Here is an 18,667-nt window from a genome sequence, read left to right as displayed (position 1 = left end):
GGCGGAGCCCGCGTACCCAGCCGATATCAGGATCAACGCATACGGTGGCCCATGGCCCTTTGGCCCGCCGCCGGCATCCCCGAAGAGCTTGAGCCATGACCAGCACCGCCACCCGCGACCCCAACCAGGTCATCATCTTCGACACCACGCTCCGCGACGGGGAACAGGCCCCCGGCTGCTCCATGAACCTGGAGGAGAAGCTGCGCATCGCCACGGTGCTGGAGGAGATGGGCGTCGACGTGATCGAGGCCGGCTTCCCCATCGCCAGCAACGGCGACTTTGAGGCCGTGCGTGAGGTGGGGCGCTTGGTAAAGAATAGCATCGTCGCCGGCCTCGCCCGCACCAACCGGGCTGACATCGAGCGCGCGGCCGAAGCCTTGCAGTTCGCCGAGCGCCGCCGCATCCACACCTTCATCTCCACCAGCCCTGTGCACATGCGGCACATGCTGAAGATGACGGAGGAGGAGGTGCTGGCCCGCACCGTCGAGTATGTGAGCCTGGCCCGCAACCACACCGACGACGTGGAATGGTCGGCCCAGGATGCCAGCCGATCCGACATCGACTTCCTCTGCCGCTGCGTGGAGGCGGCGATCAAGGCCGGCGCCACGACCATCAACATCCCCGACACGGTCGGCTACGCCATGCCGCAGGAGTACGCGGCCCTGTTCCGCACCCTGATCGAGCGTGTCCCGAACAGCGACAAGGCCGTCTTTTCCGCCCATTGTCACAACGATCTGGGCGTGGCCGTCGCCAACTCCCTGGCCGCCATCGGCGCCGGGGCCCGGCAGATCGAGTGCACCATCAACGGCCTGGGCGAGCGGGCCGGCAACGCCTCCATGGAGGAGGTGGTGATGGCCATTCGCACCCGCCACGACCTGATGAAGGTCCATACCGGCATCAAGACGGAAAACATCACCCGCGCCTCCCGCCTCGTTTCCACCATCACCGGCTTCCAGGTTCAGCCGAACAAGGCCATCGTCGGCGCCAACGCCTTCGCCCATGAGAGCGGCATTCACCAGGACGGCATGCTGAAGCACGCCGAGACCTATGAGATCATGACGCCGGAGAGCGTGGGCCTGCATCGCTCCTCCCTGGTCATGGGCAAGCATTCCGGCCGCGCCGCCTTCCGCGCCAAGCTGAAGGAGCTGGGTTATGAGGACATGGGCGAGAACGCGATCAACGACGCGTTCGGCCGCTTCAAGGACCTGGCCGACCGGAAGAAGGACATCTATGACGAGGACGTGATCGCCATCCTCGACGATGAGGCTGGCCGCCAGCACGACCGCATCCGTTTCCTGGCCCTGCACGTGGTCGCCGGCTCCCGCGGGCCGCAGCACGCGGTGTTGGAGCTGGAGGTGGACGGCAAGCCCATCCCGCCCGTGGTGGCCTTCGGCAACGGCCCGGTGGATGCCGTCTTCAACGCCTTGAAGCTGGCCTTCCCGCATGAGGCGCGGCTGCAGCTCTACCAAGTCCACGCCGTCACCGCCGGCACCGACGCCCAGGCCGAGGTGACCGTGCGGCTGGAGGAGCAGGGCAAGACCGTCAACGGCCAGGGTGCCGACGCCGACACGCTGGTCGCCAGCGCCCGCGCCTATGTCCACGCCCTGAACAAGCTGCTGACGAAGCGCCTGAAGACCGCCCCGGTGGCGCTCAGCGCGTGACGCCCGTAGGTCGGATCAGGCGCCGCGAGGCGCCGTAATCCGACGGCCCCAGGGGTGGTCATGGCTGTCGGATTACGCGGGCGCACGCCCGCTAATCCGACCTACGATGATGTTAACACCGTCCCCGCCCGCGAACTGTTGCTGCAATGCCGCGGAATCATCCCTGCGGTGGCGACAAAAACCGGGGCGGGGACTTTCCGCCCTTGAGGACCGTCACCCGAATGGTCTATGGAACAGGCGCGGTCCGGCACATACCGGTGGCCGGGCGCGGAGCGGCCTGAAGACACCGGCATCCAGAGAATTCCCCACACATGTTCCCGAACCTGCTCGGTATGTTCTCGGCCGATATGGCGATCGACCTGGGAACGGCCAACACGCTCGTCTATGTGCGCGGCCGTGGCATCGTGCTGAACGAGCCCTCGGTGGTGGCCATCGCGAACTCGCGCGGCCGCAAGCAGGTGCTGGCGGTGGGGGACGAGGCCAAGCTGATGCTGGGCCGCACCCCTGGCAACATCCAGGCCATCCGCCCGCTTCGGGACGGCGTCATCGCCGACTTCGAGGTGGCGGAGGAGATGATCAAGCACTTCATCCGCAAGGTCCACAACCGCCGCAGCTTCGCCAGCCCGCAGGTGATCATCTGCGTGCCGTCCGGCAGCACCGCGGTGGAGCGCCGCGCCATCCAGGAGAGCGCGGAGGCCGCCGGCGCCCGCCGCGTCTTCCTGATCGAGGAGCCCATGGCCGCCGCCATCGGCGCCGGGCTGCCGGTGACGGAGCCGACGGGCAGCATGGTGGTGGACATCGGCGGGGCACGACGGAGGTCGCGGTCCTGTCCCTGGGCGGCATCGTCTACAGCCGCTCCGTCCGCGTCGGCGGCGACAAGATGGATGAGGCCATCATCGGCTACATCCGCCGCCACCATAACCTGCTGGTGGGTGAGGGCTCGGCCGAGCGCATCAAGAAGGAGATCGGCTCCGCCTGCCCGCCGGAGGATGGTGAGGGCCGGGTGATGGAGATCAAGGGCCGGGACCTGATGAATGGCGTGCCGAAGGAGCTGATCATCAGCGAGCGGCAGATCGCCGAGTCCCTGGCCGAGCCGGTCAGCCAGATCATCGAGGCCGTGAAGGTCGCCCTGGAGCATACCGCGCCGGAGCTGGCCGCCGACATCGTGGACAAGGGCATCGTGCTGACCGGCGGCGGGGCCCTGCTGTCCAACCTGGATTTCGTCCTGCGGCATGCCACCGGCCTGCCTGTCTCCATCGCCGACGACCCGCTGTCCTGTGTCGCCCTGGGCACAGGCCGCGCATTGGAAGAGATGAAGACCCTGAAGAACGTGCTGATTAGCCCATATTGAGCTAGTTTAACCACGTGTTGCCATTGCCGGGGTCCTGGTCCGCAGGCCCCGTGGCCGGCGCACAGGGATGGGTTGGGCCCGTGAAGACTCGCAACGGCGGCGCGGTGGTACGAGTGGCAGCGCCCCTCTGGGCGCTGGTCCAGCGGTTCTACTTCCTGCTGCTGGTCATGGCCGCCATCGCCCTGATGATGCTGGCGCGGATGGAACCGGTCCTGGTGGACCAAGCCCGCACCCGGGTGACCGACGCCTTTTCCCCCATCCTGAACATCCTGTCCCGGCCGGCGGCGGCGGTGGCCCAGGTGATCGAGTCCGGCCGCCAGTTGCTGGACATCTATGAGGAGAATGCCCGCCTGCGGGATGAGAACGCCCGCCTGCAGCAATGGCAGCAAGCCGCCCTGCGGCTGGAGGCGGAGAACCGGTCCCTGCGCGGCCTCTTGTCCTTCCGCCCCGACCCGCCGGCCACCGTGGTCACGGCCCGGGTGATCGGCGATCCCGGCGGGGCCTTCGTGCGCACGGTGGTGGTCACGGCCGGCCGGCGCGACGGGGTGCAGCGCGGCCAGGCCGCCATGGCCGGCACCGGCCTGATCGGCCGCGTCGTCCAGGTGGGGGAATGGTCGGCCCGCGTGCTGCTGATCACCGACATCAACGCCCGCATCCCCGTGGTCCTGGAACAGAGCCGCCAGCGCGCCATGCTGGGCGGCGACAACTCCGACCAGCCGCGGCTGCTCTACGTCCCCCGCGGCGCCCAGGTCTCCCCGGGTGAGCGGGTCTTCACGTCGGGCCATGGCGGCCTTTTCCCGCCGGGCCTGCCCGTGGGCATGGTCCATCTCTCCCCCGACGGGGAGCCCCGCGTCGCCCCGCTGGTGGACCTGTCGCGGGTGGAGCATGTGCAGATCGTCGATTTCGGGGGCGCCGGGGGCCTCGCCGCCGAGGCCGTGCAGCCCGGCGCCATGCAGTGAAGGCGACGCCCATGGCCGTGGGGGTCTGGAACCGCTTGGACCAGACGGCGCGCAACATGCTGCCGTCGGGGATCACCGTGTTGCTGCTGCTGGTGGGCATGGCACCCGTGCCGCTGGCGGGGTGGAGCCAGGTCTCGCCCCCCTACATGCTGGTCAGCATCTTCTATTGGGCGGTGCACCGGCCGGACCTGCTGCGCCCGTCGCTGGTCTTCCTGATCGGGGTGCTGGCCGACCTGCTGGGCGGCACGCCGCTGGGCTTGACCCCGCTGGCCCTGATGCTCAGCTACTGGCTGCTGCTGACGCAGCGGCGCTTCTTCCTGGGCACTTCCTTCCTGATGCTGTGGCTGGGTTTCACCCTGGTGGCCGCCGGTTACCTGCTGGTCCAGTGGCTGACCTTCTGCGTCATCCAGGCCAGCCTGGTGGAGCCGAAGCCCGTGGTGGTCCAGGCCCTGCTGACCGTGGCCCTGTTCCCCCCGCTGGCGGCGCTGATGCAGAAGCTGCACCGCTCATACCTGAGCTGAGGAGCCCCTGGCCGTGCTGTCCTCCTTCGACCGTGACACCGAACGCCAGCGGCTGCTGACCCGCCGCACGCTGGTGCTTGGCGGCATGCAGGCGGCAGCCGTCTCGGCCCTGGTGGCCCGGCTCTACTACCTCCAGATCCTGGAGGCCGATCGCTACACCATGCTGGCGGAGGACAACCGCATCTCGCTGCGGCTGCTGTCGCCGCCCCGCGGCCTGATCGTGGACCGCTACGGTGTGCCCCTGGCCCTGAACGAGCAGAACTTCCGCATGATGATGGTGCGGGAGCAGGCGGGCGACGTGGAAGCCATGCTCCAACGCCTGTCCAAGCTGGTGCCGTTGACAGAGCTGGATATCCGCCGGGTGATGCGCGACGTGCCGCGCACCCGGCCCTTCGCGCCCCTGACGGTGAAGGAGAACCTGAGCTGGGACCAGGTCTCCGCCATCGAGCTGAACACCCCCGACCTTCCCGGCGTGTCCATCGAGGTGGGCCAGGTCCGCGCCTACCCGTTCGGCGAAACCATGGCCCATGTGCTGGGCTATGTGGGCGTTGTGTCGGAAAAGGAGCTGCAGGGGTCCGAGGACCCGCTGCTATCCCTGCCGGGCTTCCGCATCGGCAAGAACGGGCTGGAGAAAGCCCATGACCTGGCCCTGCGTGGCCAGGCCGGCACCCAGCAGCTGGAGGTCAACGCCGTCGGCCGGGTGGTGCGGGAACTGTCCCGGCAGGAAGGCCAGCCGGGCAAGCAGGTCACCCTGACCCTGGACGCCAAGCTCCAGCATTATGCCCAGCAGCGGTTGCAGGAACATCCCAGCGCGGCCGCGGTGGTGATGGATGTCCGTTCGGGCGGGGTCCTGGCGCTGTGCTCCAACCCCAGCTTCGACCCCAACCAGTTCGCCATGGGCATCGGCTATGACGCCTACCAGGCCCTGTTGGCGGATGAGCGTGGGCCCCTGACCAACAAGGCCATCGCCGGCCAGTACCCGCCGGGCTCTACCTTCAAGTGCCTGGTCGCCCTGGCCGCGTTGGAGGCCGGGGTGGTGTCGGCGGAACACCGGGTCTATTGCAACGACCACATGGAGCTGGGCGGCCACCGCTTCCACTGCTGGAAGAAGGGCGGCCACGGCGCCATGAACATGCATGACGCCCTGAAGCACTCCTGCGACATCTACTTCTACGAGGTTTCCCGCCGCCTGGGCATTGAGCGCATTGCTGAGATGGCCCGCCGCTTCGGCCTGGGGTCCAAGACGGGGCTGGAAGTGCCGGGGGAGCGCGCGGGGCTGGTCCCTGACGGCAAGTGGAAGCGCGCGACCCTCAAGGAGCCCTGGTACGACGGCGAGACGCTGATCAACTCCATCGGCCAGGGCTACATGCTTGCCACGCCCTTGCAATTGGCCGTGATGACCGCCCGCATGGCCAATGGCGGCTACGCGGTGGAGCCACACGTCACCAAGTCGGTGGAGTCCGCCTATGAGGAGCGGACTGTCTGGCCCGCCATCGGCGTGAAGCCGGAAAATCTGAGATTGGTCATCGACGGCATGAACGGCGTGGTGAACGAGCAGGGCGGCACAGCCTATGCCTCCCGCATCACCCAGGTGGGCATGGAGATGGTGGGCAAGACCGGCTCCAGCCAGGTCCGCCGCATCACCATGGCCGAGCGCGCCACCGGCGTCCGCAAGAACGAGGACCTGCCCTGGAAGGAGCGCGACCACGCGCTGTTCATCAGCTTCGCGCCCATCCAGAACCCGAAATATGCCTGTGCCGTGATCGTGGAGCATGGCGGCGGCGGTTCCAAGGTGGCCGCCCCAATCGCCCGCGACATCCTGCTGGAATGCCAGATGCTGGACGCCGCCCGCGCCACCGTGGCGCAACAGGCGGAGGCGCCGGCCGAACCCGTCGCGCCGGGGACCAAGCGATGAGCAGCCTCGACCTAGGCGCCGCCGACACCATGTCCCTGGGCGAGAAGCTCGCCCAGATCAGTTGGAGCCTGGTGCTGCTGATCTGCGTGGTGGCCTCCGTCGGCTTCGCCATGCTCTATTCCGCGGCCAACGGCAACTTCGACCCCTGGGCATCGCGCCAGATCGTGCGCTTCTGCGTCGGCATGGTGATGATGCTCACCATTGCCCTGGTGGACATCCGGGTGTGGATGAAGCTGGCCTACCCGCTGTACGGCATCGTCTTCCTGCTGCTGATCGCGGTGGAACTGGTGGGCGACGTGGGCAAGGGCGCCCAGCGCTGGATCGACCTTGGCTTCATCCAGCTCCAGCCGTCGGAGGTGATGAAGGTCACCCTGACCCTGGCGCTGGCCCGCTATTTCCATGGCGCGACGCTGGAGGACACGGGCCGCATCCCGTTCCTGTTCATCCCGCTGCTCATCATCTTCGCCCCCGTGGGGCTGGTGCTGATGCAGCCCAACCTGGGCACGTCGCTGATCCTGGTCATGATCGGCGGTGCCATCTTCTTCCTGTCCGGCGTGCGCCTCTGGAAGTTCGGGCTGGTCATCGGCAGCGTGCTGGCCGCGATCCCCATCATCTGGCAGTTCATGCATGACTACCAGAAGCGCCGGGTGCTGACTTTCCTGGACCCGGAGAACGACCCCCTGGGCATGGGCTACCACATCACCCAGTCCAAGATCGCCTTCGGTTCCGGCGGGCTGTTCGGGAAGGGTTTCCTGATGGGGACCCAGAGCCACCTCAATTTCCTGCCGGAAAAGCAGACCGACTTCATCTTTACCATGCTGGCGGAGGAGTTCGGCATGGTAGGGGCGGTGGGCTTCCTCGGGCTCTACTGCCTGCTCCTGCTGTTCGGCTTCGTCATCGGCCTGCGCTGCCGTCACCAGTTCGGCCGGCTGGTGGCCCTGGGCCTGACGGTGAACCTGTTCCTCTACCTCTTCATCAACGTGGCCATGATCATGGGCCTGATCCCAGTCGTCGGCGTTCCCCTGCCGCTGATCTCCTACGGCGGCACGGCCACCCTGGCGGTGATGATCGGCTTTGGCCTGCTGCTGTCCGTCCATGTCCACCGCGACGTGCGCATGTCCAAGCGGGGCATTACGGATTTCTGACCGGGAAGTAGGTCGGATTAGTGGCCGCAAGGCCACGTAATCCGACGGCTGGGGACGCCGGTGACGCCGTCGGATTACGCCGCGCCGCGGCTAATCCGACCTACTCACGCCGCCAAACTCTCCGCCACGGCCAAGTCCACGGAGACAAGCTGGCTCACCCCGCGCTCCATCATGGTGACGCCGAACAGGCGGTCCATGCGGGCCATGGTCAGGCGGTGGTGGGTGACGATCAGGAAGCGGGTGTTCCCACCCTTCGCCATCTCCTCCACCAAGTCGCAGAAGCGGCCGACATTCGCCTCGTCCAGGGGGGCGTCCACCTCGTCCAGCACGCAGATGGGTGCCGGGTTGCACAGGAACACGGCGAACAGCAGGGACAGGGCGGTCAGCGCCTGCTCGCCGCCGGACAGCAGCGACAGCACCTGCAGCTTCTTGCCCGGCGGGGAGGCATAGATCTCCAGCCCCGCGTCCAGCGGGTCCTCCGCCTCCGTCAGCTTCAAATGGGCCCGGCCGCCGCCGAACAGCTTGGTGAACATCTCCTGGAAATGGGCGTCCACCTTGCCGAAGGCGGCCATCAGCCGCTCCCGCGCCTCCCGGTTCAGGCCGGAGATGCCCTGGCGCAACCTGCCGATGGCGGCGACCAGATCCTCCCGCTCGCCCTTCATCACGCCGATCTGCTCATCCAGCTCCTTCACCTCCTGCTCGGCGCGCAAATTGACGGGGCCCATGTTCTCCCGCTCGGCCAGCAGGCGTTCCAGCCGCGCCTCCACGGCCGCCGGCTCGGGCAGCTCCTCGCCCTCGTCGATGCCGGCAACCTCCAGGATCTTCTCCGGGGCGCAATCCACCCGCTCGGCGATGCGCTCCGCCACGGTCTGCTGGAGCTGGAGCGCCGCCCCCACGGCAGCCTCGGCCCGGGCGCGGGCCTCGCGGGCGTCGGCCAAGCCGTTCTCCGCCTCCTTCAGGTCCTTCTCAACGGTGGCGACCTGGGCCTCCAGGGCCGCCAGCTCGTCACCCGCCCGCTTGCGGACGCGCTCCGCCTCGGCGATGCGGTCCAGCAGGTCGGTGCGCTCCAGCTCGATCTCCGCCGGGCGCCCGGCTAGGGTCTCCAACTCGGCCCGCGCCTCCGCCGCCCGCTCCGCCAGTTCGGCCAGCCGTCCGTCGGTGCCGGCCATGCGGCTGGCCCAGGACTGCTCCTCCTGCCTTATGGCTTCCAACCGGCGCCGCCGCGCCTCCGCCTCCCGCACCAGCCGGTCGGCGGCGCCCTGCCGCTCCGCAAGGCGGGTGCGCTGCTCCGCCAACCTGCCGCGCAGCTCCGCCACCCGGGTCCGGCCCTCGGTGGCGTCGGGCATCTCCTCCAGCGTGGCGCGGGCCTCCGCCCATTCCTCCTCCGCCACCGCCCGGTCGGCGGCCAGCTGGCCCACCGCCTCTGCCAGGGCCTGGAGCCGCGAGGCCGTGGCCGCCGCCGCCTGGGCCAGTTTCGACACTTGGTCCCGGGCCTGCCCGGCCTGGGTGAAGGCGGTGCGCACCGCCTCCCGCGCCTGCCGGTCGCGGCCGGCGGCCTGCTCCACGGCGCCGCGGGCCTCCGCCACCCGCTTCTCCCCGGCGAGACGCGCCTCCTCCAGCAGCTCCCGCGCCTCGGCCAGCCGTTCTTCCGCCGCTTCCAGCTCGGTCGCCACCTCCGCCAGCCGGTTGCGCTGGCGCAGGCGGATGGCGGCGGCGGTGGGGGCGCCGGCGGCGGTGGTCAGCCCGTCCCAGCGCCAGGCGCCGCCATCCCGGGTCACCACCACCTGGCCGGGCTTCAGGCCGGGGGCCAAGGCAGCACCGGTGGCAGCGTCCGCCACCATCCCCACCAGGGACAGGCAGCGCGCCAGGGCCGCCGGGGCTTGCACATGGGCGGCCAGGGGCTCCACGCCCTGGAGCAGGGGCGCCGGGTCCGGCAGGGCGGGCAGGGCGCGCCAGTGCACGGGTGCGGCCTCATCCAAGGGCGCGGTCAGGTCGTCACCCAGGGCCGCCGCCAGGGCCTGCTCATAGCCGGGGTCCACGGTCAGCGCGTCGATCAGGGGCGGGAACAGGTCGCCCTTGTTGGCCTTCAGCAGGTCGGCCAGGGCGTCCCGCTCGGCCTTCAGCTTGGCGCGGGCGCTGTCGGCGGCCTGCACGGCTTCCCGCGCTCGGGCCTGGGCCACCTGGCCCTCCGCCCGCACCTGCTCCGCCGCATGCTCCGCCTCGGCCTTCGCCCGCTCGGCGGCCTCCGCCTCTTCCCGGGCAAGCTCCAGCCGCTCCTCTGCCTCGGCCAGGGCGGCCTCCGCCTCCGCCATGTCACCGCGGCCGGCCACCTCCCGCTCCAGGGCGTCCTTCTGGGCCTGCTGCTCCTCCAGCCGGCGGCGCAGGGTGGTGGCGCGCGCCTCCAGCTCCCGCACCTGCCGCTCAAGAGAAGCGCGCTTGGCCTCGTCGGCGGCCACGGCTTCCATGGCCCGGGCCAGCTCCCGGTCCAGGGCCTCCACCACGTCCTTGGCCTCCAGCAGGGCGGCCTGCGCCTCCTCCTGCTCCAGCCCTTCCTCACCCTGGGCCTCGGCCAGCATCTGGCGTTCCTCGGCCAAGCGCTCCAGCGCCTGCCGGGCATCGGCGGCAAGCCCGGACTCGCGGGACAGGTCGCCCTCCACCTGGGCCAGGCGGCGTTGCAGGGCCAGGAAGGCCTCCTTGGCCCGCCGCTCCTCCTGGTCCAGCTGTTCCCGCGCCAGGACCAGCCGTTGCAGCGCCGCCGCCGCCGCGGCCTCCGCTTGGCGCTTCGACGGCAGGCCGGCGGCCTGCTCCGTGCGTTTGGTGGTGGCCTGGGTCACCGCCAGCATCAGGCCGCGCACGGCGTTCTCCGCCGCGTCGAACCCGGCGCGGGACCGCACCAGCGCCCGCTCCGCCTCGCTCCACTTCAGGTGCAGCAGGATGGCCTCGGCCCGGCGGATATGCTCCTGCAAATTCCGGTAGCGGCTGGCCTGGCGGGCCTGCTTGCGCAAGCCTTGGAGCTGCTGCTCCATGGTGCCCAGCACGTCGTCCAGCCGGGTCAGGTTCGTCTCCGCCGCCCGCAGGCGCAGTTCCGCCTCATGCTTGCGGGCGTGCAGGCCGCTGATGCCGGCAGCCTCCTCCAGCAACTGGCGGCGGTCGCCGGGCTTGGCGTTGATCAGGGCGCCCACCCGCCCCTGGCTGACCAGGGCGGGGGAGCTGGCGCCCGAGGCATTGTCCGCGAACAGGATCTGCACGTCGCGGGCGCGGACCAGCTTGCCGTTGATGCGGTAGTCGGAGCCCGACCCCCGCTCCAGCCGCCGCGTCACCTCCAGCTCGTCGAAGTCGTTGAAGGGCGGCGGTGCGGTCTTGCTGGCATTGTCCAGGACCAGCGTGACCTCGCAGATGTTGCGCGCCGGCCGCGTGGCCGTGCCGCCGAAGATCACGTCGTCCATGTCCTCGCCGCGCATCTTCTTGGCCGAGGTTTCCCCCATGGCCCAGCGTAGCGCCTCGACAAGGTTGGACTTGCCGCAGCCGTTGGGGCCGACGACCCCGGTCATGCCGGGCTCGACCAACAGCTCGGTGTTGTCCACGAACGACTTGAAGCCGGACAGGCGGAGCTTGGTGAACTGCACGGGCGCCGCCCCGGCTCAGCAGGGCAGAGGGCGGCCGGGGCGCGCGCAGCTCCCGGCCTTGGTATCCAGACCCACCATCCCCCTGTCCCCCATCTCTAACCCGCCCCTCAGCCCTGCGGCTTGCGCTTGGCGCCGGCCTTGACCATCGCGTCGATCAGCGCCTGTTCGTTGGCGCCCTCGATCTTCGCCGCCCCGTCATTGATGATGAAGGTGGGGGTGGAGTTCACGCCATATTTCTGGGACGCGACCTGCTGGCTCTGGATGACCGTGTCCTCCAGCGGCTTGTTGGCCATGCAGGCGTCGAAGGTCTGCTGGCTGACGCCCGCCAACTTGGCCGTCTGGGCGATGTGCTTCAGGAAATCCTGGTTCAGCCAGGCGCTCTGCGTCTTGAACAGGGCGTTCTTCAGCGCCTTGCCCCGGTCCCCGCCGACGCAGTGCACCAGCATGGAGGCGCGCAGGCCCGGCGCGTTCAGGGGATAGTCCTTGAACACCAGCTTCACCTGGCCGGTGTCGATGAACTCCGCCTTGATCTTCGGCAGGATGGTGTTGTTGAAGTCCGCGCAGTGGGAGCAGGCGAGCGACGCGTACTCCACCACCGTCACCGGGGCCTTCGGGTCGCCATAGGTGATCCCCTCCATGGCCGACTTCACCGCGTCCTGCGGCGAAACGGCCGTGGTCTGCGCCAGCGCGGCGCCGGCGAAGGGCAGGGCCAGCAGGGTGGCGCCGGCGGCGGCCAGTAGGGTGCGGCGGCCCAAGGGATTGCGGGTAGAACGGGGCACTCCAGCCTCCTCGACACTAGATGTTGGATCATAGACGTTGTGGTCCGGGCGCTTCAAGCCCCTCACCCCGGCGGGGGTCCCCCTCCACCGCGCGGCCCAGCCGCTCCAGCGAGGCCCGCAGCTCCGGGTCCTCCACCGTGGATGTCTTGGCCGCCAGGGCCTGTTCCTGCTCCGGCGTCAGGCGCTTGGGCCGGGGCGGCACATAGCTGCGGGTCTTGAGGACCGGCGCGCCATGCACCAGTTTCAGCCGTGCCACCGCGCGCCAGCCCATGAAGGCGTTGATCCGTTCCAGGATGAGGGGTTCCTCATGCTGGATCAGCAGCGCTGCCGGGGACGTCACGCGGAGGTGCAGCACCGCCTCCTCCCGCTTGCCCTTGGGGAAGACGAGCTTGAGCGGCGACGTCTGGTCGGCAAGGCGCGAGCCCACGATGCTCGCCCAGTCGGCCAGCAGCGCGCCGAAGGCCAGCCCGTGCTTGCCCAGCGCCTTGCCGGCGATGGCGGAGAGCTGCCGTCCTAATCTCTGGGGTCCGTAGTGCATGGCGAAGCGTCCCGGTTCCGGCCGACCCGTTAAAGCAGAAGCGCCCGCCGCGGGCCAGACCAATCCCGATCCCCGGGCGGGCGCCATGGCAGGGGTCCTGCTCGGCTGGTACGACCGCCACGCCCGGGTGCTGCCCTGGCGGGCCCCGCCGGGGCGGCGGATGGACCCGTACCGGGTCTGGCTGTCGGAGATCATGTTGCAGCAGACGACCGTTGCCACGGTGGGACCCTATTTCCAGGAATTCACCCGCCGCTGGCCCACCGTCACCGACTTGGCGGCGGCGGAGCTGGACGACGTGCTGCGGGCCTGGGCCGGCCTGGGCTACTATGCCCGGGCCCGCAACCTGCACCGCTGCGCCCGCGTCGTGGCGACGGAACTGGGCGGCAGCTTCCCGGAGGATGAAGCGGGATTGCGGCAGCTTCCGGGCATCGGCGCCTACACGGCCGCCGCCGTGGCCGCCATCGCCTTCGACCAGCCCGCCGCCGCCCTGGACGGCAACGTGGAACGGGTGCTGGCCCGCATCTATGCCGTCGCCGACCCCTTGCCCCAGGCCAAGCCCGCCCTCCAGGCCCTGGCCGCGGGCCTTGTGCCTGACCAGCGCCCCGGCGACTACACCCAGGCCCTGTTCGACCTGGGCGCCACCATCTGCACCCCGCGCAAGCCCCGCTGCATGCTCTGCCCCTGGGCGCAATGGTGCGAGGCGCGGAGCTTAAGCATCCAGGAGGAACTGCCGGCCAAGGCGGCCAAGGCGGCAAAGCCCCTCCGCCGCGGCGTCGCCTTCTTCGTCACCGACGGCACCGGGTCCATCCTGCTGCGGAGGCGGGCAGAGACGGGGTTGCTGGGCGGGATGATGGAGGTGCCGTCCACCGGTTGGGGGGCGGAGGTGCCGGATTTGGACGCTGCCTTGGCCCAGGCGCCGGTGCAGGCCGCATGGCGCCTCCTGCCGGGGATCGTCCGTCATACTTTCACCCATTTCGAGTTGGAATTATCCGTCCTGGCGGGTCGGGTCCCGGCGGCCGTCCCGGTGCCCGACGGCACCTGGGTGGCGCCGGACCGGCTGGGTGGGGAGGCGCTGCCCACCGTCATGGCCAAAGTCGTGCGCCACGGCCTCGCCCACGCCACCTGACGGGAGGGCGGGCCGCAAAGGCGGGAGGTCCTGTCGTGCCTGTCAATCGTCGGTCCGTGCTGAAGGGGTTGGGGGCGCTGGCCGCAGCACCCTTGCTGGGCCCGCCCGCCCTGGCCCAGGGGGTCGGCCGGGTGCCGGTGGATTTGCAGCTTGTCCTGGCCGTGGATGCCTCCGCCAGCGTGAACAAGGACCTGCTGGACTTCCAACTCCGCGGCCACGCGGCGGCCTTCCGGCACCCGGCCGTGGCCCGGGCCATCCAGGATGGGCCACGGCGGCGCATCGCCGTGATGCTGGCCCAGTTCGCCGGGCCAGACACGCTGGCAACCCTCGTCCCCTGGCGGGAACTGGCGGGGGAGGCGGACTGCCAGGACTTCGCCGCCACCGTGGACGGGCTGCCCGGCATCGCCATGGGCGGCAGCACGGCCCTGGGCAGCGCGGTGGTGGGGGCGGTGCAGCTGCTGGAAGCAGCCCCCTTCGCCACCCACAAGCGCAAGATCGACCTGGTCTCCAACGGCTTCAGCAACGCCGGCATCGACCCCGCCACGGCCAGGGGCTATGCCGCCGCCGCGGGGGTCACGGTCAACGCCCTGGCCATCCTGGACGAGTATCCCTGGCTGGAATCCTACTACGCCGACAGCATCATCGGCGGGGAGGGGGCCTTCGTCCGCAGCGCCGACAGCGCGGAGAGCTTCGCCGAGAGTTTCCTGCAGAAGTTGGTCACGGAAATCGCCTGACCCGAACGGCCCCTTCCCGTCCCTTCTCCCCTCTGACCTGCCCGGCTGGGCAGTGGCGCCCTGCAACGAAGTGGCGCAGGATGGCCCTGGGCTCCCGTTGCCCATTCGGGGGTCCCGCGCGACCGCCTCGCAACTTGGCGTGCCCACGCTTGTTCCTCCCGGGCAGGAGGACCGATGATGCGTCACTACGGTGTGATCGATGAGGACCGCAACGGCTTGGCCGCCGTGGTGGGGTTGTTGTTCGGCATCATCCTGGGCACCGGGACGATCGTCTGGTCCGAGCCGCCCGGGCTGTCCACTTTCCCGACAGCGGCGGTGGCGGATTCGGGGCCGGCCGACCCGGGGCAGGGCGCCTGAACCTCAGCGCGCCGCGATGGTGACCGTGACCGTGTCCCGGTAGCTGCCGGCATGCGCCTGGGCGTTGGCGGGCAGGCTGACATAGAGGTCGCGCCAGGGCTCGTTGGTCTGCTTGTTGTTGCGGGTGACCACATAGGGCACGGACAGGGCCTGCCAGTTGCTTGTCCCCGCATAGCTGATGCTGTAACCGGCCCGGAAGCCCGATTCCCCCACCAGCGCCCCGCCGTTACTGGAGGTGAAGGTCAGGGTCAGCCCGTCCTTGTCGTTGCAATATTCCCTGATGCTGCCGACCCGCACCAGCGTGCTGCCGCCGGTGATGTTCAGGGTGGCGCCCAGATCCTGGACCTGCAGGTTGCAGTTCGGGTTCACCGACCCGGCCAGCCGCACCGTGCCCTGCGCTGCCACCTGCCCGGCGGACATCAGCCCCGCCAACGCGACGAGTGACAGGAGGGCGGGGCGGGACAGGGTCATTGCATCCTGCAAGGGCGCGAAGGGGCGGGGACGTGTCCGGTGGGACGATGCAATCCGGGGGCCAGCCGTCTTAGAGCGTGTTTGCGCCGACCGTAAACACGCTCCGGCGGCGACTGCCGCCGCGCGACCACATGGTCGCGTAAGCCAAGCCGCGGATGCGGCGCCGGCGTGTGAGGGACACAAAGGGCTAGACCCGTTTCCAGTCTGCGGGAAACGGGTCTAGCGCGCCTCGATGGTCAGGGTCAGGGCGTCGCTGTAGGCGCTGGCCAGCACCTGCTGGGCGGCGGGGATGGTCACCATCAGCGTGCGCTGCTTCCAATTGGTCTGGGCATGGTTGGCGATGACGGTTCGGGGGCAGAGAGCTTGGCAGCCTCCAGCGGGCCATAACTCACCAGATAAGACAGGACATCCCCGTTCTGGCCCCGCAGGAAGCCGTTGTTGCGGGAGGTCAGCACCACCCGGTAGCCGTCGCCGTCATTGCATCGCTCCCCCACCGTGGCGATGGGCACGTCCCGAACACCGCCCAGCACGTCCAGGACGGTCAGGTTCTCCATGACCTGCAAGGCGCACTCCGCCTGCACCAGGGCCCCCAGCCGCAGGCTTCCCGTCCCCTGGGCCGCCGCGGGGGCGGCGCACAGGGCCGGTAGGGCCAGGATCGCAAGGGTCAGGCGGCCGGGGCCGCGCCGGGGGCACATTGTCGGGTTGCTGTCGGTTCGATCAGGCGGTTTTCCGCCACGGCCGGCGCTTCTTGCGCTTGCCCCTGACATAGCAACCCTGGTGCCAGCAGTTCGCCGACCAACCGTTTACATGCGGCCGGGCAATGTTAATGGCACTTGCCCAATGCAAAAGCGATCAGGGGCCGGGGGTGTCGCGTATTGCATAACGCAATGCCACATGCAGATGAACGCAATTCGAATGTCCCGGGCCGGAAAGCGGATTTGGGGTCGGGGAACCAACAGGATGAACACGGACACAAGTAAAGTTCAGGCGGACAGGCCAGTTCCAGGCGAACCGCGGTGAAACCACGATAGTCCCCAGGCTGCGGCATCCAGCTGTTTTCTTCCCTTCTTCATCCTTGCAACCCCTTCAATCCGTCAAATCCGTGCTCCCTGAACATCCCACCCCAGGCCCTGACAGCTCCGGCACACCCTCACTGCTCCAGCTCCAACACCAGCGTCCCCAGCGGCGGCAGGGTCAGGTTCAGGCTGAAGGGCCGGCCGTGGGCGGGGATGTCACCGGCGTCCACCGCCCCGCCATTGCCCACGTTGGACCCGCCATATTGGGCCGCGTCTGTGTTCAGCCGCTCCACATAGCGGCCGGGGGCGGGGACGCCCACCCGGTAGTTATGACGGGGAAGGGGGGTGAAGTTGCACACCGTCACCACGCTCCGCCCCTCCCCATCGGTACGGCGGAAGGCTAGAACGCTGTTCTCCGCGTCGTTGCCCTCCAGCCACTCGAAGCCCTCCGGCTCGCAGTCCAGCCGGTGCAGGGCGGGGTTGTCGCGGTATAGGATGTTCAGGTCCCGCACCAGGTCGCGCAGGCCCTGGTGCTCCGGCAGGTCCAGCAGGAACCAGTCCAGGCCCCGGTCGTGGCTCCATTCCCGCTCCTGGGCGAACTCGCCGCCCATGAACAGCAGCTTCTTGCCGGGGTGGGTCCACATGAAGCCGTAATAGGCCCTTAAGTTCGCGAACTTCTGCCAGCGGTCCCCCGGCATCTTGTTCAACAGGCTGCCCTTGCCGTGCACCACCTCGTCATGGCTCAGCGGCAGGATGAAGTTCTCGCTGAAGGCATAGAGCAGCCCGAAGGTCAGGTTGTGGTGGTGCCAGCGCCGGTGGATCGGGTCCTGGCTCATATAGTTCAGGGTGTCGTGCATCCACCCCATGTTCCATTTGAAGCCGAAGCCCAGGCCGCCCAGGTATGTGGGCCGCGACACGCCGGGCCAGGCGGTGCTTTCCTCCGCCACGGTCATGGTGCCTGGATGGTGGCCATAGGCCAGTTCGTTCATCCGGCGCAGCACGTCGATGGCTTCCAGGTTCTCCCGCCCGCCGAACTGGTTGGGCACCCACTCACCGGCCTTGCGGCTGTAGTCCAGGTACAGCATGGACGCCACCGCATCCACCCGCAGCCCGTCCAGGTGGAACCGGTCCATCCAGTACAGCGCGTTCCCCAGCAGGAAGTTGCGCACCTCCCGCCGGCCGTAATTGTAGATCAGGGTGTTCCAGTCCTGGTGGAAGCCCTGGCGCGGGTCCGCGTGCTCATACAGGTGCGTCCCGTCGAACAGGCCCAGCCCATGGGCATCGGTGGGGAAGTGGCCGGGCACCCAGTCCAGCAACAGGCCCAGCCCCGCCTTGTGGCAGGCCTCCACGAAGTACTTGAAGTCCTCCGGCGTGCCGAACCGGCTGGTGGGGGCGAACAGCCCCACCGGCTGGTAGCCCCAGCTCCCGTCGAAGGGGAACTCCGTGATGGGCAGCATCTCGATATGGGTGAAGCCCATCTCCTTGACATAGGGGACCAGCTGGTCCGCCAGTTCCCGGTAGGTCAGGTAGCGATTGCCGTCGCCCCGCTTCCACGACCCCATATGCACCTCATAGATGCTGATGGGCGCCTTGCGGTCATTGGCGGCGGCGCGGCGATCGCGCCAGGCGGCGTCCGACCAGTCCCAATGTGGCAGGCCGTGGACCACGCTGGCCGTGGCCGGCGGGTGCTCCGCATAGAAGGCCACCGGGTCCGCCTTCCAGGGCAGCATCTCCCCGCGCGGGCCCTTGATCTCGAACTTGTAGCGGTCGCCATGGCTGACATGGGGCACGAACAGCTCCCACACGCCGATGCCCTGGTGCTTGCGCATGGGCAGGCGGCGGCCGTCCCAGGTGCAGAAGTCGCCGACCACGCTCACCTTGCGGGCGCTGGGGGCCCAGACGGTGAAGACGGTGCCGCCCACCCCGTCATGCTCCACCACATGGGCGCCGAGCCGCTCCCAGATGCGCTCATGGTTGCCCTCACCCATCAGGTGCAGGTCCAGCTCCCCCAGCCAGGGGCCGAAGCGGTAGGTATCCTCGAACTCCACCGGGCCGTGGCCGAAGTCCAGGCGCAGCTTGTAGTCCCGCCGCTCCTCGTCCAGCTCCGCCAGCCAGAACCCGTCCGGGTGGACCAGCCGGCCCTCCGCCAGAACCTCGCCGCCTTCCCGGGCGATGATCTCCAGTCTGGTGGCCCCGGGGAACAGGGCCCGCACCTGCCAGGTGCCGCCAGGTCCGGGGTGCGGGCCCAGCACGCTGAACGGGTCGCCATGGTCGGCATGCACCAGCGCCTCGATGGCGGCGCGGAAGGGGCTGTCGATGGTGTCGGGCATGGTTCTCGTCCCTGGGGTCTCGTTCATGGTCGGGGGTCTTGGTCCCCGCCCGGTTTGCCCCCTCACCCCAACCCTCTCCCCGTGGGGGAGAGGGGGAATGTGGCGGGCATCGGCAACCGGATCGTCAATGGTACAACC

The 18,667-nt window shown here is 69.2% G+C and carries 14 protein-coding genes and 1 pseudogene; 9 read left to right on the top strand and 6 right to left on the bottom strand.

All coding sequences use genetic code 11. The features are described from left to right. Positions 1-95: 95 nt before the first annotated feature. From HHL28_RS10835 to rodA, 6 genes and pseudogenes are all read left to right on the top strand, one after another. Entirely contained in the window at positions 96-1,661 is a 1,566-nt protein-coding gene (locus HHL28_RS10835) for a 2-isopropylmalate synthase (protein ID WP_075771993.1), read from the top strand. A gap of 311 nt (positions 1,662-1,972) precedes the next feature. Further along, positions 1,973-3,012, top strand: a pseudogene (locus HHL28_RS10830) (rod shape-determining protein). A gap of 80 nt (positions 3,013-3,092) precedes the next feature. Continuing rightward, positions 3,093-3,971, top strand: a complete 879-nt coding sequence (gene mreC / locus HHL28_RS10825) for a rod shape-determining protein MreC (protein ID WP_075771995.1) — start codon at positions 3,093-3,095, stop codon at positions 3,969-3,971. Positions 3,972-3,982: 11 nt separating this feature from the next. After that, the gene (gene mreD / locus HHL28_RS10820) at positions 3,983-4,492 is read left to right on the top strand and encodes a rod shape-determining protein MreD (RefSeq protein ID WP_075771996.1); all 510 of its coding nucleotides are present in this window, start codon (positions 3,983-3,985) and stop codon (positions 4,490-4,492) included. An 85-nt stretch (positions 4,493-4,577) separates the two neighbouring features. Beyond that, positions 4,578-6,407 (top strand): penicillin-binding protein 2, encoded by a 1,830-nt coding sequence (gene mrdA, locus HHL28_RS10815; RefSeq protein WP_404326910.1) that lies wholly within the window; start codon positions 4,578-4,580, stop codon positions 6,405-6,407. After that, entirely contained in the window at positions 6,404-7,552 is a 1,149-nt protein-coding gene (gene rodA / locus HHL28_RS10810; RefSeq protein WP_075771997.1) for a rod shape-determining protein RodA, read from the top strand. Before mrdA ends, rodA begins: the two co-directional genes overlap by 4 nt. A gap of 104 nt (positions 7,553-7,656) precedes the next feature. On the opposite strand, the gene smc is transcribed toward rodA, so the two are convergent. The 3 genes from smc to HHL28_RS10795 form a co-directional block, all read right to left on the bottom strand. Beyond that, positions 7,657-11,178: a chromosome segregation protein SMC gene (smc, locus tag HHL28_RS10805; protein WP_075771998.1), complete on the bottom strand. Its 3,522-nt coding sequence runs from the start codon at positions 11,176-11,178 to the stop codon at positions 7,657-7,659. 107 nt (positions 11,179-11,285) lie between these two features. After that, a complete protein-coding gene (locus HHL28_RS10800; RefSeq protein WP_169655118.1) occupies positions 11,286-11,957 on the bottom strand; it encodes a DsbA family protein in 672 nt (223 codons plus the stop codon). A 28-nt stretch (positions 11,958-11,985) separates the two neighbouring features. Beyond that, positions 11,986-12,495, bottom strand: coding sequence for a DUF721 domain-containing protein (locus tag HHL28_RS10795; protein ID WP_169655116.1), 510 nt, complete (start codon positions 12,493-12,495; stop codon positions 11,986-11,988). A gap of 85 nt (positions 12,496-12,580) precedes the next feature. On the opposite strand from HHL28_RS10795, the gene mutY reads away from it, so the two are divergent. From mutY to HHL28_RS10780, 3 genes are all read left to right on the top strand, one after another. After that, entirely contained in the window at positions 12,581-13,621 is a 1,041-nt protein-coding gene (gene mutY, locus HHL28_RS10790) for an A/G-specific adenine glycosylase (RefSeq protein ID WP_075772001.1), read from the top strand. Positions 13,622-13,656: 35 nt separating this feature from the next. Next, on the top strand, positions 13,657-14,355 hold the full coding sequence (locus HHL28_RS10785; protein WP_075772002.1) for a DUF1194 domain-containing protein: 699 nt from the start codon (positions 13,657-13,659) through the stop codon (positions 14,353-14,355). A 174-nt stretch (positions 14,356-14,529) separates the two neighbouring features. Beyond that, positions 14,530-14,712, top strand: a complete 183-nt coding sequence (locus HHL28_RS10780; RefSeq protein WP_075772003.1) for a hypothetical protein — start codon at positions 14,530-14,532, stop codon at positions 14,710-14,712. 3 nt (positions 14,713-14,715) lie between these two features. Here the strand turns inward: HHL28_RS10780 and HHL28_RS10775 are convergent, their stop codons facing one another. The 3 genes from HHL28_RS10775 to glgB all read right to left on the bottom strand — a co-directional run bounded on the left by HHL28_RS10775 (position 14,716) and on the right by glgB (position 18,529). Continuing rightward, entirely contained in the window at positions 14,716-15,183 is a 468-nt protein-coding gene (locus HHL28_RS10775; RefSeq protein WP_075772004.1) for a Csu type fimbrial protein, read from the bottom strand. Positions 15,184-15,482: 299 nt separating this feature from the next. Beyond that, on the bottom strand, positions 15,483-15,878 hold the full coding sequence (locus tag HHL28_RS10770) for a hypothetical protein (RefSeq protein ID WP_169655114.1): 396 nt from the start codon (positions 15,876-15,878) through the stop codon (positions 15,483-15,485). Positions 15,879-16,333: 455 nt separating this feature from the next. Further along, complete coding sequence (gene glgB / locus HHL28_RS10765; RefSeq protein ID WP_404325556.1) at positions 16,334-18,529, bottom strand: 1,4-alpha-glucan branching protein GlgB; 2,196 nt, start codon at positions 18,527-18,529, stop codon at positions 16,334-16,336. Between the last annotated feature and the right edge of the window lie 138 nt (positions 18,530-18,667).

The organism is Aerophototrophica crusticola, from assembly GCF_012913305.1.
In the GTDB taxonomy this organism is placed as follows: domain Bacteria; phylum Pseudomonadota; class Alphaproteobacteria; order Azospirillales; family Azospirillaceae; genus Niveispirillum; species Niveispirillum crusticola.
This window is presented reverse-complemented; position numbering and strand designations above follow the sequence as displayed.

Excerpts from the sequence above, each read along its gene's own strand:
- mreD (WP_075771996.1), top strand. The coding sequence starts at position 3,983 with ATGGCCGTGGGGGTCTGGAACCGCTTGGACCAGACGGCGCGCAACATG.
- HHL28_RS10770 (WP_169655114.1), bottom strand. The coding sequence starts at position 15,878 with ATGTGCCCCCGGCGCGGCCCCGGCCGCCTGACCCTTGCGATCCTGGCC.
- glgB (WP_404325556.1), bottom strand. The coding sequence starts at position 18,529 with ATGCCCGACACCATCGACAGCCCCTTCCGCGCCGCCATCGAGGCGCTG.
- mrdA (WP_404326910.1), top strand. The coding sequence starts at position 4,578 with ATGCAGGCGGCAGCCGTCTCGGCCCTGGTGGCCCGGCTCTACTACCTC.
- HHL28_RS10795 (WP_169655116.1), bottom strand. The coding sequence starts at position 12,495 with ATGCACTACGGACCCCAGAGATTAGGACGGCAGCTCTCCGCCATCGCC.
- rodA (WP_075771997.1), top strand. The coding sequence starts at position 6,404 with ATGAGCAGCCTCGACCTAGGCGCCGCCGACACCATGTCCCTGGGCGAG.
- mutY (WP_075772001.1), top strand. The coding sequence starts at position 12,581 with ATGGCAGGGGTCCTGCTCGGCTGGTACGACCGCCACGCCCGGGTGCTG.
- HHL28_RS10835 (WP_075771993.1), top strand. The coding sequence starts at position 96 with ATGACCAGCACCGCCACCCGCGACCCCAACCAGGTCATCATCTTCGAC.
- HHL28_RS10780 (WP_075772003.1), top strand. The coding sequence starts at position 14,530 with ATGATGCGTCACTACGGTGTGATCGATGAGGACCGCAACGGCTTGGCC.
- HHL28_RS10775 (WP_075772004.1), bottom strand. The coding sequence starts at position 15,183 with ATGACCCTGTCCCGCCCCGCCCTCCTGTCACTCGTCGCGTTGGCGGGG.